Raw genomic sequence first — 16,317 nt, forward strand, 5'->3', positions numbered from 1 at the left:
ATGGTGTGCTTTTTCTTTTCATGATTTCTTGATAAAATAGTCATGGAGGTGCAAAAATGAAAAGAATTGTTGCTTTCTATAAAAATGGAGATCGTTATTTAAAAGAAATGGGTTCAGGCAAGAGTTCCCTGTACTTTTTTCTTTTCTAATTTGTACTACATAGTATGCGGGAACGTATTATTCAGTTCATCGGATTTTGGCCGTCATTTATATTCGTCCTCATACTTGTCCCAAATCTTATGATTGGCGTCGGACATATTAACCATTGGTATAAAAAACGCTCTTGAAATTTCCAGAATACTTTTAAGCATGAGGTCGGGACAGAAGTGTTTAACTCCGAGAACCAAGTAGGTACTGTTCAACACTCCCAAAGGCTCAAATACATCGAGTAATCGCAGATGTCATCTATTTGCTTTGCAAGATGTCATCTATTTGCTTTGCAAATAGTGTTTCTTAGCACTTAAAAAGGCTAAACTGCGACGAATGCTCACATGAGAAAGCCAATAAGAAGGAATTTCCGAAGGAGTTGCTTCTGTTCCCGCCGTTTATCAGTTTTTGAGCGTGGAACAAAAATCCAAAGTGATTTTTGTCCCACGCTCATGCTTTTTAAGTTAACCCAGTATTTAATACCATCACAGAATAATCCCTAAATTCAAAAATCCGTCCTTTATAAAGATAAGTGGCGCCATACTTTTGTCGATAGTACGTAATCACATTTTTTAATGTTTCAACATCGATTTCCAAAAATTCAGCACAAGAATAATGGTTGCTTAAGCCAGCTTCAGAGCAACGAATTAAATCGTCTAATGTAACTAATTGCTCTAAGGCCACATTGCGGGCTTTCAACTCTTGCTTCCGATTTTCTGTACAATTTTGATTTAAAATAGTGCCAACGGATGTTTGATAATGCCCGTATTCCTCGGCTAAAATGTTCTTCTTTTGACGGGTACTCAATGTTTTTTCAATATAAATTTTGCCATTTCGATACAACCCATAACAACCTGTTTGATTGTATAAATCAATTTCTAAAACCGTCACATCCTTTTGAATGGAACTGACGAGTTTTTCATAATCATTCACTTTACCATTCACCTGCCATTACTTAATAAAAAGAGTAGATGGGAAGTTAATCCTCTTTTTTGTCAGAAGAAATCGATTGTTGATATTTGGCATCAATTTCATCCAAGTAATCGTGAATTTTCTCGATCTCTTCTTTTGAAAATATCTTTTCTGGATCCCCAGCGTGGGCAGCCAGTGTCATTTCGTCACGGCGAGGGAATGAGAGAATTTCTGCTTGCGTTTGTTGTTCGTGTAATTGTTGTTCGGCAAATTGATAAACGATGGCTTGTCGTTGGGGTTCTAATTTTTTATAAATGCGGTCGATAGTTGAGGCATTTTTTTCCATGGGAACCTCTTGTCCCATCAACCAGGCCTCATTAATATCTAATGCATCTGCAATGCGATAAACTTTGTCTTGTTTTGCTTCGTAACGACCAGCTAGCCAATCGCTGATCGAAGATTTACCGATGCCAGTTTTTTTCGCTAAATCACTAGGTTTGATGTTCTTGGCTGTTAAAGCCTCTTTTAAACGGACAGCAAAAATGTTCATATTTCCGAACCTCCTATTGCCTCAAAGTATACTATACCTGTTTAGAGAAGGCAAGTAACAATCGCAATTAAAATTAAAGGTTCATAAAACCGAACTTATGAGTTGACAGTGAAAATATTTGATGCTAAGATAGAGCCATTCAAATGTTCGGTTAACTGAACTATTTTTTTGAACATTTTGTTCGGAAAACCGTATTTTTGTAGAAAGGGTGAAGAAATGAGTCGGAATTATAAAAAAACGTTGTCGGATATGTTACTTTTAGCAATTATTTTATTAATAAGCAGTGTCTCAATAAAAATTGGGGTCATCGTGATTGGTATGATTGGCCTCATGGAATTACTAACAGAGTAACAATAATTTAGTCAAAAGGAGAGAAGCGGATTGGCAGAACGACGCATGTTTGCAAAAACGATTATTGATAGTGATGCGTTTTTAGATATGCCTTTATCAAGTCAGGCCCTGTATTTTCATTTAGCGATGCGTGCCGATGATGATGGATTTATCAATAATCCCAAAAAATTGCAGCGAATGGTTGGTTGTGGGGAAGACGATCTAAAATTGCTAATGGTTAAAAAATTTATTCTAGTATTTGAAAGTGGTGTGATCGTTATCAAACATTGGAAAATTCATAATTATATTCGCAGTGATCGTTACAAACCAACCTTGTATCAAGAAGAGAAAAATCAGATTGTTGAAAAAAATAGCAAAGCTTATACGTTTAAAGTAGAATCGTCTGTCAGTGGTCAACCAGCTGACTACCAACGGTTACCACAGGAAAGCATAGTCCAGTCTAAGTTAGGTCAGAGTCAAGGTAGTAGTTCAGAAAACGATTGTTTAAAGATGATTTATCATTTTTATGAGGAAAACGGCTTTGGTACACTGGCCTCAAAAACAAGCCAAGATTTTAAGTATTGGTTGCAAGATTTTATGCAAAAAGGGGCTGGCCAAGAGGAAGCATGCCAATTAATCTTGCATGCTTTAGGAATTGCCGTTGATCGAAATAAACGGAATTACGGCTATATAAATGCTATTTTGAAAAGTTGGGAGCAGCAAAATTATTTATCCGTACATGAAGTTCTGATAAATGATAAAAAACAAGTGTTGGAGCATACGCCGCAAATGACAGAAGAATATCAAGAGTTAGGTTTTTAAAGAAAGGAGGAAATCAGTATGCATGCGACAGATCAAACTTTTCAAATACTATTGAGTCAATTGTTAGAAAAAGTTGAAGACCGTTGTCCTGAATGTGGCAGTGAACAATATGTTTGGCAACAAAAAAATAAAGATGGCACAGAACGTTGTGCCCCAACTTGTTGGTCGTGTGGGTATAAAATGCTAAAAAAACATGAACAAGAAGCCACTCAACAACGTTCTCAAGAGAGTTTTATGGCGCGTACACAAAAATTTTTTCATCAAGGGTCCTTAATTGCTGATGATGCGCTACGGCAATGTCGCTTAACCAATTACCAAACCACTGAATTAGAAACAAGACAAGCAAAAGAACGGGCCTTAGCAGCAGTTTCAGCGATTGTTGAAGGAAAGCCAATTCACGTTATTTTTTCAGGGAAACCTGGTGTCGGTAAAAGTCATTTGGCTATCAGTATTTTAGTTGAAGTCTTAGAACGCTCTGCATATCAAAAGTATTGTTTATTTGTCAGCTACTCTGAGGTATTAGAAAAACTAAAAATGTCCATGAATGAATCGGCCAAAAGCCAAGCAAAGGCTCAAGCGTATATTACTAGAATGAAAAAAGCAGACGTTTTGGTCTTAGATGATTTAGGTGCTGAATTAGGAATTAAAAATAAAGTTAGTACGGATTTTAACAATGACATCTTAAACCGAATTTTAGAAGCTAGACAGAATAAAGCAACTATTTTTACTACTAATTTTTCTGGAAAACAACTGGTGGAGGCCTATGGAACACGCATTATTTCTCGTCTAATGAAGCACGCCAGTGGCTATGTTTTCCAATATAAAGACACAACAGACAAACGAATGAGGAGTGTGAAATAAATATGTTAACAATTATTATTGGGTTTATCTTTTGGACAATGACACTAATGTTAGGTTATCTAATTGGTGAAAGAGAAGGCCGTAAACATGAGTAATTTAACAAAACGTAAAAAAGATTTATTTGAAATGAAAAGCGTTGTATTTAAAGATATTTCAAAGCAACAAAGCGAAAAAGCACAAAAAAGAAAACGACTCTTACAACTAATGAATCAATATCCCGATTGGGCAAGTCAAAAAAATAAACTTATTATGCAGGAAATTCAAGAATTAGGACAAGCAATCGGTAATTGGTCGATGGATCAATCAAGACCCATCCAATCCATTAAGGCCGCAACGTTTACAAAAAGCGAGTATCTCTATTTAATTTGGCTCGGTTATTCAGATGAAGCGATTCGTCACGGCTTAGAAATGTCGAAAGAGTGTTATTTTATTTATCGATTAACACTTTTAAATGAATAAAAGTAAAGGAGATTAACCAATGCGTACGTCAACATTTAATTATATCAAAGATATTTTAGCAGACTTTTATAAAACAGATGAGTATATCCGGCAACGGGAAGAAGAATTACGGCACCCTTATCAAGAAGCAGATTTAAATGCTGGTATTAGAGGACAAGGACTTCACTCTGTAGTGACCGAACGAATGGCGATTACGATAGCTATGGATCGTCGTCTGTGGAACTTAGAGAGAAATCGAGACATTATCAAAAATTGTTTAGCTGAAGCGGATGAACAAACGCGCGTGATTATTGAAGAATTATATATGAAAAAACGGCCCTCTTTAACATTAATTGGACTTGCCCAGCAATTATTTATTAGTAAAAGCCAAGCCTATAAATTAAGAAATCATTTCTTTGAAGCGGTGGCGGATGAACTGGGGATGTAAACATGGAAAAAGCGTGGAATTTTTTCAGGTGTCAACATGGTAAATTAATAGTGTCGAAAGAGATAGATAAACGTGAGGCAACCAAAAAAATGAAGACACGGAATTCTATAATTTTGACTGCTTTCTTGTGTCAGCTATGAAGGAGCAGAAAATGCCGGCTACTTTCAAGATCCTTCATTTTGACTAGAAGAGAGCCAATTTGTTAACCAATCCTGAATTTTTTGAATGGAAAGGTGGCGCTAAAAATGAATGAAGCGGAACAAGAGTTATATGAAGCCCTTGTTGCAATCTGCCAGACGTCAGGATTTTTGTTGCTAGAGGAACTGCCGACAGATTTACCAGATCAGCCATTTGTTTATTTAGGTGATAGTAAAGAATTACCTAAGCCAACTAAATCAGCTATTTTGGGAGAAATTGAATTAATAATGCATGTTTATGGTGCGTTATCTGAACGACAACAAATTTCTACAATTAAAGGAACGATTTTACGGCAGGCAACCAGTAACTTAAAACGAACGGCTCATTTTAATTGGGGTATCAAACATCAAGAAGTCAAAGCACAAATGGTAAAAGATACCAAACAAATGAAAAAAACAATTTGGCATGCTGTACTACCATTACACATGCAATTTTACTAGGAGGAATTATCAATGGGAGAAGTTATGCAAGGAAAAGACCGTATTTTATTAGTTCGTCGCTTGGATGAAGCAGCGACAAAGAAAGCAATGAAACCCTTATTTCAAATTGAACATGAATGGGAATTCTCACGTGAATCGAGCGGTACGCAAACAAAAGATGGCGTTGCGAATGCTGTTTCTGGTTTAGAAGTTACGTTATCGTTAAGCGGTTTAGCCTCTCGAGATGATGAAAATTTATACATGAAAGACGCAGTTGAAGATGGCATCTTAATGGAATTTTGGGATGTTGATTTAAAAGGTGAAAAAAATGCGGAAGGTAAATATCCAGCAATTTATGCCCAAGGTTATGTAAATTCATGGAGTTTACCAGCCAATGTAGAAGAATTAGTAGAAATCGAAACAGAAGCCTCTATTAATGGCAAGCCACAAGATGGCTTTGCAACAGTAGAAGCAGATATTATTGCGGAAGCACAATATGCGTTCCAAGATACCGTTCCAGAGAAAGCACCACAACCTGGCGCATAATCAAAAAAAGTGTTGAATTTTAGGAGGATAAAAAATGAATTTAGAGATTAACGGAAAAACAATTGAAGTGAAATTTACGATTGGCGCGATTCGCGAATTAGATAAACGTTACCAAATTGAAAATGGCGCTGCCAAATTCGGCATGGGCATCAGTTCAGCAATGATTTATTTACGCCAATACAATCCAGTAATCTTAGTTGACATCATGGAAGCTTTACAAAGTGGGCAATTAAAAATAGGTAAGTCGGAAATTGAAGCATGGTTAATGACCCAAGATGTCAAAAAACTTTCAGATGATTTGCTTAAAGAAATGGGAAAGCAACCTCTTACAAAACCAATGATCGATCAGTTCAGCAAAGAAGCGAAGAAAGCAGAAGCGCAAGCGACCAACTAATTAAAACGAGCGATGACGTGTATCACGACATCGCTCTTTCTGCTTTTCGCTACTTAGGCTGTCGTTCGTTTGAAGAAGTGGATCGGATGACCATGTCTGAATTTGAATTACGAATGATTGCTTTTAATTTAGCAGAAGTAGATGAAGAGCGGAAAAGGCACGAGCTTGCCTACTTAAATGTTAAAGCGCAAGCGACAAACAAAAAAGGAAAACCCGTTTTTGAAAGCTTTAAAAGTTTTTATGATTATGAAAAACGAGTTGCTGAAGTTCTGGCAGCTAACCAGCCACAACGAACAAAATTAAATGAGCGGAAAAAAACGCAACTTGCCACTGTGGCAGAGCGTCTACGCCGCTATCGAGAAGGGAGGAGAGTAGATGGAGAATGACAAAGAAAAAACGCGTTGTCGGAGGCAAAGAAAAGCCTTGCAGGCGTCCAACAAGCATTAAAAAGTATGAGCGGTGAGTATGCCTTATTAAGTGGATATTTAGGGAAAATTAGTGCGGGTGTCAATCAGTCAGCCACGGTCATGAACACATTTAAAACCGTCATGCAACAATCTGGAGAAACAGTGAAAAAAACAGGAGACGAAACAGCAAAGGCAGCAGATCAAATGAACACAGCGTTAACAGATTCTGCTGAACAAGCCGGTGAAGCAGCTAAAAAAGCGGGGAAAGAAACCTCTGATGGCTTTACTAATGCACAAAATAATATGCTGAGCTTTGGGACGGCCATGACTAGTGCCGTTTCCTTACCTATGCTGAACGTTTTAAAAACAGCTATGGGCGTCGGTGCTGGGGTCAGTGGCGAATTTCAAGGAATGCAAGGACTGATTATGGCTAGTGCAGGAGGGATTTCTGATTCATTGCAAGGCGAGTTGCAAGGGGCATTGACTCAGATGAATCAATCATTTGAAGCGGCAGCACAAGTGATTCAAAGCGTGATGGCTCCAGGAATGGAAATTTTGGTTCAAGTGGTTATCACAGTCGTCAAAGGCATTACAGCTTTGGTGAATTTATTTATCAAATTACCAAAACCCGTCCAAGTTTTTATTGTTGCCATTATGGGCATTTTAGCCGCCATTGGGCCCATGTTGATTGTGGTAACGATGGCTCAGCAAAAATTTCAACAGTTTAGTGCTGGTTTGGCTCTTGTACAAGGAAACATTGGGAAGTTAGGTGGTGGCTTATCAAAACTAAGTGCTAGTTTTAGTGCCTTAAGTGGAGGACCATTAATTTTAATTGTAGCAGCCGTTTTAGCAGCGGTAGCAGCGTTTATTTATTTCTATAAAACTAATGAAACATTTAGAAATAGTATCAATCGCTTAGCTAGTGCCATTCAAGGAGCTGTTTCAGCGGCGTTTGGCAAATTGGTAGGATTGCTACAACAGATCCAGCCGGCCTTTCAGCAAGTAATGGCAGTTTTTAAACAATTTTTTGCAGTAGGCTTAGAGAAAATGGCGACTATTTTTTCAACAATTGGTCGTGTGCTAGCAGGCGTTTTTGCCAGCGGTTTGCAATTAGGTAGTAACTTATTAGGGCAATTTGGTGGCACCTTTGACAAAGCTGGTTTAGCGGTTGGTCTTTTGGTAAAAGTTCTGACAAAGGTTGCACTGGCTGCATTAGGAATTTCTGGGCCGTTTGGTCTAATTATTTCCTTGATTGTTTCATTCGTGACGGCCTGGATGAAAACCGGTGATTTGAGTGCGGGTGGTATTACCCAAGTCTTTGATAATTTAGGTAACACGATTACATCGGTTACAACAATGCTGGCAGCTAATCTACCGAAAGTTATACAACTTTTTACAACCGTCTTAACCAGTATTCTCGGGAAAATAACAGAAGCTATTCCAAGCATCGTAACCGCGTTATCTAGTTTAATTACGTTAATTGTTGGTGCGATCGTTGCCAATTTGCCAGTCTTAATTGAAGCGGCAACACAAATTATTACTACGTTGATTCAGGGGATTACAACAGTCTTACCAATGTTGATAGAAGTTGGTTTGAGATTATTAATGACTTTAGTTAATGCGATTGTTACCGCCTTGCCAACAATTACAACTGCAGCGATTAATATCATCACTACATTAGTGACAGCTTTTGTCACAGCGTTACCAATGCTAGTTACAGCAGGTGTTTCAATTATCACGGCCTTAGTCAATGCATTTGTTACTATGTTACCGTTGATTTTGACTGCTGGTTTACAAATTTTGATGGCATTAATCACTGGGATTATGACTATTTTACCTCAGTTAATTCAATCAGCGCTGACGATTATTCTAGCGTTAGTGACAGCGTTGATAGGTGCCTTACCACAGATTATCAGCGCAGGTGTCAAATTGTTAATGGCGTTAATTCAAGGAATTATTTCGATTTTACCAACCTTAGTTGCGGCAGCTATTACCTTAATTTTGACATTGGTAAATGCCTTAATTGGTGCCTTACCACAAATCATCAGCGCAGGTGTCAAATTGCTAATGGCTTTGATCCAAGGGATTATTTCAATTTTACCGCAACTGGTTACTGCAGCAATTACGCTAATTACCGCTTTAATGGGTGCGTTAATCAATGCGTTGCCACAGTTGTTAAGTGCTGGGATTCAACTGATTCAAGCCTTAATTAATGGTGTACTCAGTCTATTGGGTGCCTTGCTGTCCGCAGCAGGAACATTAATCTCACAAATGATCACGAAGATTGGTTCTTATTTTGGTCAACTGTTAGCTTCGGGCGGACAGTTAGTTGAAAATATCAAAAATGGGGTTACCAATGCAGCCGATCAGGTAAAAACTGCCATTGGTTCTGTAATTGAAGGTGCTTGGCAAGCAATCCAAGGTTGGTTTTCAAAATTCACCGATGCCGGTGCGAATATTGTCGGCATGATTGCTGATGGGATTACAGGCGCAATTGGAAAAGCCAAAGAAGCAATCGATGGAGTTGTCAGTAAAATTCGTAACTTTTTACCATTTTCACCAGCAAAAGAAGGTCCCTTATCTGATTTGCATAAATTGAATTTCGGCGGCACGATTGCCACGGGGATTTATGCAGGCGAAACAGCCGTTAGTAGAGCAATGGCTTCTATTTTAGATTTACCGCTGTTAAATGATTTTGCCTTGGACTTAGCTGGGCGAGGAAACTTCACAGCAACGATTGACCATCGTTTAGAAAATGATGCATACAATCGACCATTATTTGTGACAGTAGAGTCAACGTTAGATGGAAAAGTTGTCGCAGCAACTACGGCGCCTTATTTAGCAACGGAGTTACAACGACAACAAGTGAAACAAAATAACCGCTTAGGAAGGAGAGGATAACATGTATAAATTTGTTGATACCAATCAAGCAACTCATTCAACGCCTCTTCCTTCAGAAGCGTTGAATTTTAACGGCCAATTTTTAGAAAAAGTCATCCCTGGCTATCAAACATTATCAGTTTCAGGACGAGAATTAGTTCCAAGCGAAATTGAAAGCTATCAATTAGGGATTCGTGATGGTAAACGTCACGTTTATGCGCGGATTCCAGAACGAGAATTAACAGTCAAATATCGCCTTTCAGCTGTGAATAATGAAGCGTTTCGAGATGCATTTAATCATTTAAATGTTGCTTTGTTTACGGAAAAAGACGTTTCTATTTGGTTTAACGATGAACCGGAAATGCTGTGGTTTGGTAGTAAGTCTTCAGTGAGTGATGTACCCGAAGGCGTTAACCAAGTAACAGGCACCTTTACTTTATTGCTTTCTGATCCTTATAAATACACACGGAGTGATGCGACTAGTGTGATGTGGGGTTCGCCAACCATTACATTTCAAGCAAATTACTTAATGGGGAATACAGGCTCAGGTGCAGTTGATTTTCCAATTTTAATTGAAGGCGGGGCTTATTGGGGATCAACCATGATTACCTTTCAAAATCGGGCTTACACGATGGGGGATTTAGGCAAAGAAGTTCGGCCAATTGAAATTTATCCTACGGTTGAAGGATTAAAAGTCAAACCGACCATTATTTTAACAGGAACCGGACGTGGTGTTTGGATTAAAACACGGAACGATACAATTAACTTAGGAGACTTTGATCGTTCGGAAATTATCATTGATACTGAAAATTTTTATCTGACAAAAAATGGTGCACCGATGATTCGACCAATGAACGATTTTTATCTATATCCTAATGAACCGCTGTATATTCAAGCCAAAGATAGCGACTTCCGCTTGACGATTCGCTATCCTAACCGATTTGTGTAGGAGGGTGATTAAATGTTAATGGCATTGGATTTGAAAAGAACATATACGGCAATTTTGGACAATGCCTATCAAGTCAGTTATGAAAAAATAGAGAATAAAATTGGCAGTTTAGATTTTACCATGCCACTAGATGATCCTAAAAATGAATTTATTGCAGAAATGCAATGGGTGGAACTGACCGATAATGAGAATGAATATATTGGTTTATATCGCGTGATGCCAACCACAATTAAGAAAGATGCGAACAATAATCAAATTCACTACTCTGCTACAGAAGCATTATGTACCTTAGGCGATACTGTCCTATTTGGTTGTCACGAAATTAAAAACAAAACAACGAAAGAGGCCATTCAATTTCTATTGAATAAACAAAAAACAAAGCATTGGGTCCTAAAAAAATGTGATTTTTCAAGGAAATTAACCTATAAATGGGAGAATGAAAACGGGCTAGTCGAGCCTTTATTTAGCATCCCAGCCGATTTCGAAGAGGAATATCTTTGGCAATGGAATACAGAGATCTATCCTTTTGAAATTTCATTAGTCAAACCGCCAACAGAACCAGTTGCGCGAATTCAAGAAGGTTACAACATGCAAGGATTTGAAATAGAACGTAATCCCAAGATGCTAATCAATCGGATTTATCCATTAGGTTCAGGCGAAGGTGTTAACAAAGTCAATATTCGCTCGGTCAATCAAGGGGTTCCGTATTTAGAGAACAAGGCCGCAATTGACCGCTATGGTTTATTAGAGTCAATTTGGGTGGAACAGCGTTTTTCTGATCCCAAGGCATTAAAGGAAAATGCTTTGCGAATGTTAGAAGAATGGACCAAGCCACAAGTTTCTTGGGTAGTGACTGCAGCTGATTTAATTAAATTAACAGATCAACCTTTAGCAATTGATCGTTTGCGGTTGGGCACGGTTATCATGATTAATACGAATGAGTTTGGGAGTGTCAACCTTCGTATCAAAAAAGAAAGTAAAAAAGATGTCTTTGGTGCCCCCCAAGACATTCAGCTAGAGTTGGGAAATCTGCAAGAAACAATTCATAGTACCATGACAGCTTTCAGTCGGAAACAAGAGATTAGCGAAACTTACGCACAAGGGGCGACGACACTTTTAAATCGTTCAATACAAGGAGAACTTAGCAAGACACAGCCAGTGGAGCTGAATTTATACTTTGACGAGGACATTCTTTATATAAACACCGCAGAATTAACGTTCAAGGCAACTGCTAAAGGACCTTCGCATTCTGTAACGAACATTGATTTGGTAGTGGATGGCAAAAAATTACCCCAACTATCATTGCAACAACAACGGCTAAACATTTTGAGTTATTTACGAAAAACAACAGATGGAAAAATCGAACGCGGCAATCACACGCTTCAATTTTTCTCTCATCAGCCACTATGGTTGGATGCTTCGGTCATCTGTCGTGTGTATATTCAATCCCAATTGGGTGGCCAGTTTTAATAAAATAATGAAAACTAGAGGAGTGTGACGAAATGTCAGTAGAACATATTGAAGAATTAGATACCCTGAATCAAGGTCGCCTTAAAATCAATGCAATCTTGGATCAGTCGAATGCATCAGCTGAGAAAGTAGATGCTTACCAAGTCCAGTTAACGAATGGAATTTCTGAAGCGAAAAACATCGCAGATGAAGCTGGCAAAGAAGCCGTACAAATTGCCACCGATGCAGGCAATCAAGCAAATGAAACAGCCAACCAAGCGATGAACAATGCCAAAACAGCCATCACGATTGCAGGAAATGCAGTTTCAACGGCAAATAATAATAAACAAGAATTTGATACTTTACGAAATGATTTCGATCAATTAGTAGCAGAAGCGGGTGATAGTAATCCAGAAATTGTCCAAGCACGCACAGATACACAAGGCATCAAACAAGCTACTCTAGCGAATCGTCTTCAAATTGATTTGAATGACCGCATGACAAAAGCAGATGGCATTTCTTTATTGGCTAAGCCAACTACTGTCAAAATGAAGTTAGACTTTAACGGTAAAACGGCCGGCAATACAGCCACCAATGCAAACAGTTATTCCACTGATTTTACGGCAAAAATTCTTAAGAAGCCAACAGACGTTTGGGAGGAAGTTTCCCAAGCGGACTACAATAAAATGGCCAGCCGTGATGATGAGGGTGTGAAAACAGGTTCCACCCAAAGTGGTGTAATTCCACAACAGTTAGCGGCCTTCAATCTCGTTGAAGCCGCAAAAAAATTAATTCCACAAATGTTTGAAACATTCACAATTGACGAGGCGGTAGCATTTATTCGCCAGAACGTTCAATTTTTTACGATTAATCAACGTGTGAAAGCCGCTGCGCCCAATAATCAAACGATTAAAATCGCTGCGTATTTACCAACTACGGATAATTGGGTAACTCAAATTCAAGAATCAGCAAAAGAGTTCAGCGATTTTTCAATTCAAATCAATGATCAGAATTTTATCACAGATGAAGGGTTCATTTATTTAATGAGCTATACAGATTCATCAAATGGGGTGACGCCAGCCAGCGTAGAAGTTGATTACGTGGGGCTTCATATTGGTCTGTCTGTTGATGCCCAAGCGGTTTTAGCGAAGAGTGGTTTTGTTCAGGCAGAGCAACTCAATACCCATGTGGAAAATCAGGATAATCCGCACCAAGTAACCGCTGAACAAGTGGGGCTGGGCAATGTAGAAAATTATGGCTTCGCATCAGACAGCGAAGCAGTCGCGGGAACTTTAACGAGTAAATATATGCACCCGAAAAACGTTGCGGAAGCGATTAAAGGTCAAGCTGTGACACAGACAGGTGATCAAGAGATTGCTGGGGTGAAGAATTTTGTAACTATGCCAACCGTCAATGGTTTGCCTTTGGAATCCTCTAGAATGGCCATTTATGAAGCTAGCGGAGTCGGTGAAGTCGAGGCAAAATATCAGGCGGCCTTTAATAAAGACAATATGAAATTTGTATTAATTAGGGTAGGAAATCGTGTCGATGCATTTGTAAGATGTAATTTGAGTGATCCAACGAAATTGAATAACCAGGTAGTCAAAGTCTTTAATGTTCCCACAGGTTATAGTATAAACTCTGTTATCAAAAGAAATACTTGGAATATTCCTTTAACAGCAGTTCAATATAATTTTCCTCAACCAATTTGTACAGCCTTGTATGAGATGGATAATAAGGGAATTATATTTTGTTCTAACCGTGGTGGAAATATTTACCTACAAGGAAGTTGGTACACGGACGATCCGTTTCCAACAAAATAACAAGCTAGTTTAGGAGACTTTTCATGGAACGTTATCTCAACACAATAACAATGCTTTTAAGCATTTTCGGTGGGATTGTCGTACGTTTATTAGGTGGATTAGATCAATTGTTGGATGTCTTCCTCTTTTTAATTATTGTCGATTTCATCACAGGTTGGATTAAGGCAATCGCCATAAAAGAATTGTCCAGTCGGATTGGTATGCTCGGAATTGCGAAAAAAGTGACGATGTTATTTGTGGTTGCCGTAGCGGTTCGTGTTGAAAAAGTTGTGGGCAACAATTTGCCAATTCGGGAAATGGTTCTGATTTTTTACATTGCGAACGAAGGACTTTCTTTTTTTGAAAACATTGCGACCTTTATTCCTATGCCGAAAAAGTTAAAAGAGTTATTTATTCAGTTAAAAAATAAAGATGATTAAGTAGAAGTGGTCGGGACAAACGTAGAACTTTCGGCTGATTGCCGAAGAAATCACTTCTGTCCCGCCATTTATCTGCGGGTTTAAGCCGTGAAAGGGAAGTTATTTTGACTTTCCTTTCATGGCTTTTTTAAGAAAGGAGCATGCTATGTTTAAAAAATTAATGATTCAACTTGCTTTAGTGATTGGCTTAAGTTTAACGATTCCGATGACGGCTTGCGCTTACACCATCGAAGCGGATCCGATCAACTTTACTTATTTTCCAGGCTCTGCAACCAATGAATTAATTGTTTTACATGAATCAGGAAACGAGCGGAACCTAGGACCACACAGTTTAGACAATGAAGTAGCCTATATGAAACGAAATTGGTCAAATGCTTATGTCTCATATTTTGTCGGATCTGGTGGACGAGTGAAACAATTAGCTCCTGCTGGCCAAATTCAATATGGCGCAGGTTCTTTAGCTAATCAAAAAGCCTATGCGCAAATCGAATTGGCTCGAACGAATAATGCGGCGACGTTTAAAAAAGATTATGCTGCCTATGTTAATTTGGCCCGTGATTTGGCTCAGAACATTGGTGCTGATTTTTCGCTGGACGATGGAACAGGTTATGGAATAGTCACTCATGATTGGATTACAAAAAATTGGTGGGGAGATCATACAGATCCTTATGGTTATTTAGCACGTTGGGGGATTAGTAAAGCGCAGTTGGCACAAGATTTACAAACGGGCGTTTCTGAAACAGGTGAGACTGTCATTGTTCAGCCGGGTAAACCTAATGCACCAAAATATCAAGTAGGACAAGCAATTCGTTTCACTTCAATCTATCCAACACCAGATGCTTTAATCAATGAACATCTATCAGCAGAGGCACTTTGGACACAGGTAGGAACAATTACAGCGAAATTACCGGACCGACAAAACCTTTACCGTATTGAAAATAGCGGACATTTGTTAGGTTATGTGAACGACGGCGACATTGCTGAACTTTGGCGCCCGCAAACGAAGAAATCATTTCTAATTGGTGTGGACGAAGGCATTGTTTTAAGAGCAGGACAACCTAGTTTGTCAGCACCCATTTATGGTATCTGGCCCAAAAATACTCGCTTTTATTACGATGCGTTTTATATTGCAGATGGGTATGTTTTTATTGGTGGAACAGATACGACAGGCGCGAGAATTTATTTGCCAATCGGACCAAACGATGGCAACGCACAGAATACATGGGGATCATTTACTAGCTAAAAAAAAAAGCCACAAACTCTGATAAAAGCAGAGTTTGTGGCTTTTTGTGCATTTAGCAGAGATTTTGCCAAAGGGAATAAGCAATGGAGACTGCGAAGCTAGGTACTTTTATGCTATAATGACAAAGTTAGTATTATCGGAACTGGAGGAACTATAATGGACGGCATTTTACCGTTATGGAAGGAACGTGGCATGACAAGTCATGACTGCGTATTTAAATTGAGAAAAATTTTACATACCAAAAAAATTGGTCATGGTGGTACGTTAGATCCAGATGTCGAAGGGGTCTTACCCATCTGCGTTGGCAAAGGAACAAAAGTGATCGAATACATGGTAGATTCTGGCAAAACCTATGAAGGTGAAATTACACTTGGATTTGCTACGACAACCGAAGATGTTAGTGGTGAAATTGTTGAAAAAAAACCAGTTACAACACCTCTGTCAACTGAACAAATTGATCAAGCAATGGCCGAAATGACAGGTGAAATCACACAAATCCCACCGATGTTTTCTGCGGTGAAAGTCAATGGTAAACGTTTATATGAATATGCGCGGAACGGGGAAGAAGTTGAACGGCCCCAACGAAAAGCTATGATTTATTCATTTGAACGTACTAGTGAACCAATTTTTAACGAATCCGCTCAAACACAAAGTTGGCGGTTTAAAGTGGTCTGTGGCAAAGGAACCTATGTGCGGACATTATCCGTGGATACTGGCAAAAAATTAGGCTATCCTGCCCATATGTCGGATTTAACGAGAACGGCAAGTGGCGGTTTGCAAGCTGCGCAATGCTTAACGTTAGAAGAAGTAGCCAAACAAATGGCTGCTGAAACAATCGATCAATGCCTGTTGCCCATTGAGACAGCAGTAGAACAATTCCCACGAATTGATTTATCAGATGAATTGTATCAAAAAGTAAAAAATGGCATGCGTTTGCACAAAAAAGAATTAGGAATAAAGGCAATGCCAGAATCCTTAGTTGCCTTATTTTACCAAAATCAAGTGGTTAGTTTATACATGCCACACCCAACGCATGATAAATTATTGAAACCAAGTAAAGTTCTACGGAATAATTAAATAAA

Annotated in this window: 17 protein-coding genes and 1 pseudogene; 16 read left to right on the top strand and 2 right to left on the bottom strand. The window is 38.7% G+C overall.

What is annotated here, in order from left to right; genetic code table 11:
- Positions 1–606 precede the first annotated feature (606 nt).
- Positions 607–1,092, bottom strand: coding sequence for a toxin (locus AB3I72_RS00005; RefSeq protein WP_002382232.1), 486 nt, complete (start codon positions 1,090–1,092; stop codon positions 607–609).
- Positions 1,093–1,126: 34 nt separating this feature from the next.
- Positions 1,127–1,609 (bottom strand): helix-turn-helix domain-containing protein, encoded by a 483-nt coding sequence (locus AB3I72_RS00010; protein ID WP_002360496.1) that lies wholly within the window; start codon positions 1,607–1,609, stop codon positions 1,127–1,129.
- Between the two features lie 168 nt (positions 1,610–1,777).
- Between AB3I72_RS00010 and AB3I72_RS00015 the strand changes: the two genes are divergently transcribed.
- From AB3I72_RS00015 to truB, 16 genes and pseudogenes are all read left to right on the top strand, one after another.
- The gene (locus tag AB3I72_RS00015; protein ID WP_368023377.1) at positions 1,778–1,960 is read left to right on the top strand and encodes a hypothetical protein; all 183 of its coding nucleotides are present in this window, start codon (positions 1,778–1,780) and stop codon (positions 1,958–1,960) included.
- A 45-nt stretch (positions 1,961–2,005) separates the two neighbouring features.
- Positions 2,006–2,761, top strand: a complete 756-nt coding sequence (locus tag AB3I72_RS00020; protein ID WP_202334942.1) for a DnaD domain protein — start codon at positions 2,006–2,008, stop codon at positions 2,759–2,761.
- An 18-nt stretch (positions 2,762–2,779) separates the two neighbouring features.
- Positions 2,780–3,622: an ATP-binding protein gene (locus AB3I72_RS00025; protein WP_033624930.1), complete on the top strand. Its 843-nt coding sequence runs from the start codon at positions 2,780–2,782 to the stop codon at positions 3,620–3,622.
- Between the two features lie 66 nt (positions 3,623–3,688).
- A complete protein-coding gene (locus AB3I72_RS00030) occupies positions 3,689–4,081 on the top strand; it encodes a hypothetical protein (RefSeq protein ID WP_016617237.1) in 393 nt (130 codons plus the stop codon).
- A gap of 19 nt (positions 4,082–4,100) precedes the next feature.
- The gene (locus AB3I72_RS00035) at positions 4,101–4,508 is read left to right on the top strand and encodes a RinA family phage transcriptional activator (protein WP_002360491.1); all 408 of its coding nucleotides are present in this window, start codon (positions 4,101–4,103) and stop codon (positions 4,506–4,508) included.
- Positions 4,509–4,729: 221 nt separating this feature from the next.
- Positions 4,730–5,146, top strand: coding sequence for a hypothetical protein (locus AB3I72_RS00040; RefSeq protein ID WP_002382237.1), 417 nt, complete (start codon positions 4,730–4,732; stop codon positions 5,144–5,146).
- A 12-nt stretch (positions 5,147–5,158) separates the two neighbouring features.
- Positions 5,159–5,671 (top strand): phage major tail protein, TP901-1 family, encoded by a 513-nt coding sequence (locus AB3I72_RS00045; RefSeq protein ID WP_002366557.1) that lies wholly within the window; start codon positions 5,159–5,161, stop codon positions 5,669–5,671.
- Positions 5,672–5,705: 34 nt separating this feature from the next.
- Entirely contained in the window at positions 5,706–6,065 is a 360-nt protein-coding gene (locus AB3I72_RS00050; protein ID WP_002357848.1) for a tail assembly chaperone, read from the top strand.
- 17 nt (positions 6,066–6,082) lie between these two features.
- A complete protein-coding gene (locus AB3I72_RS00055; protein ID WP_002361692.1) occupies positions 6,083–6,451 on the top strand; it encodes a hypothetical protein in 369 nt (122 codons plus the stop codon).
- Positions 6,441–9,373 (top strand): annotated as a pseudogene (locus AB3I72_RS00060) (hypothetical protein). Before AB3I72_RS00055 ends, AB3I72_RS00060 begins: the two are co-directional and overlap by 11 nt.
- 1 nt (position 9,374) lies before the next feature.
- Positions 9,375–10,301, top strand: a complete 927-nt coding sequence (locus tag AB3I72_RS00065) for a distal tail protein Dit (RefSeq protein WP_002365553.1) — start codon at positions 9,375–9,377, stop codon at positions 10,299–10,301.
- 12 nt (positions 10,302–10,313) lie between these two features.
- Positions 10,314–11,771 carry a phage tail protein gene (locus tag AB3I72_RS00070; RefSeq protein ID WP_002366561.1) on the top strand — a complete coding sequence of 486 codons (1,458 nt, stop codon included), beginning with the start codon at positions 10,314–10,316 and terminating at the stop codon, positions 11,769–11,771.
- Positions 11,772–11,803: 32 nt separating this feature from the next.
- Positions 11,804–13,573: a hypothetical protein gene (locus AB3I72_RS00075; protein ID WP_368023378.1), complete on the top strand. Its 1,770-nt coding sequence runs from the start codon at positions 11,804–11,806 to the stop codon at positions 13,571–13,573.
- 23 nt (positions 13,574–13,596) lie between these two features.
- Complete coding sequence (locus tag AB3I72_RS00080; protein WP_368023379.1) at positions 13,597–13,992, top strand: holin family protein; 396 nt, start codon at positions 13,597–13,599, stop codon at positions 13,990–13,992.
- A 118-nt stretch (positions 13,993–14,110) separates the two neighbouring features.
- Positions 14,111–15,235, top strand: coding sequence for an SH3 domain-containing protein (locus AB3I72_RS00085; protein ID WP_061100973.1), 1,125 nt, complete (start codon positions 14,111–14,113; stop codon positions 15,233–15,235).
- A 156-nt stretch (positions 15,236–15,391) separates the two neighbouring features.
- Positions 15,392–16,312 carry a tRNA pseudouridine(55) synthase TruB gene (gene truB, locus AB3I72_RS00090; RefSeq protein WP_002357840.1) on the top strand — a complete coding sequence of 307 codons (921 nt, stop codon included), beginning with the start codon at positions 15,392–15,394 and terminating at the stop codon, positions 16,310–16,312.
- Positions 16,313–16,317 lie beyond the last annotated feature (5 nt).

The organism is Enterococcus sp. GC34 (genome assembly GCF_040886645.1).
In the GTDB taxonomy this organism is placed as follows: Bacteria; Bacillota; Bacilli; order Lactobacillales; family Enterococcaceae; genus Enterococcus; species Enterococcus faecalis.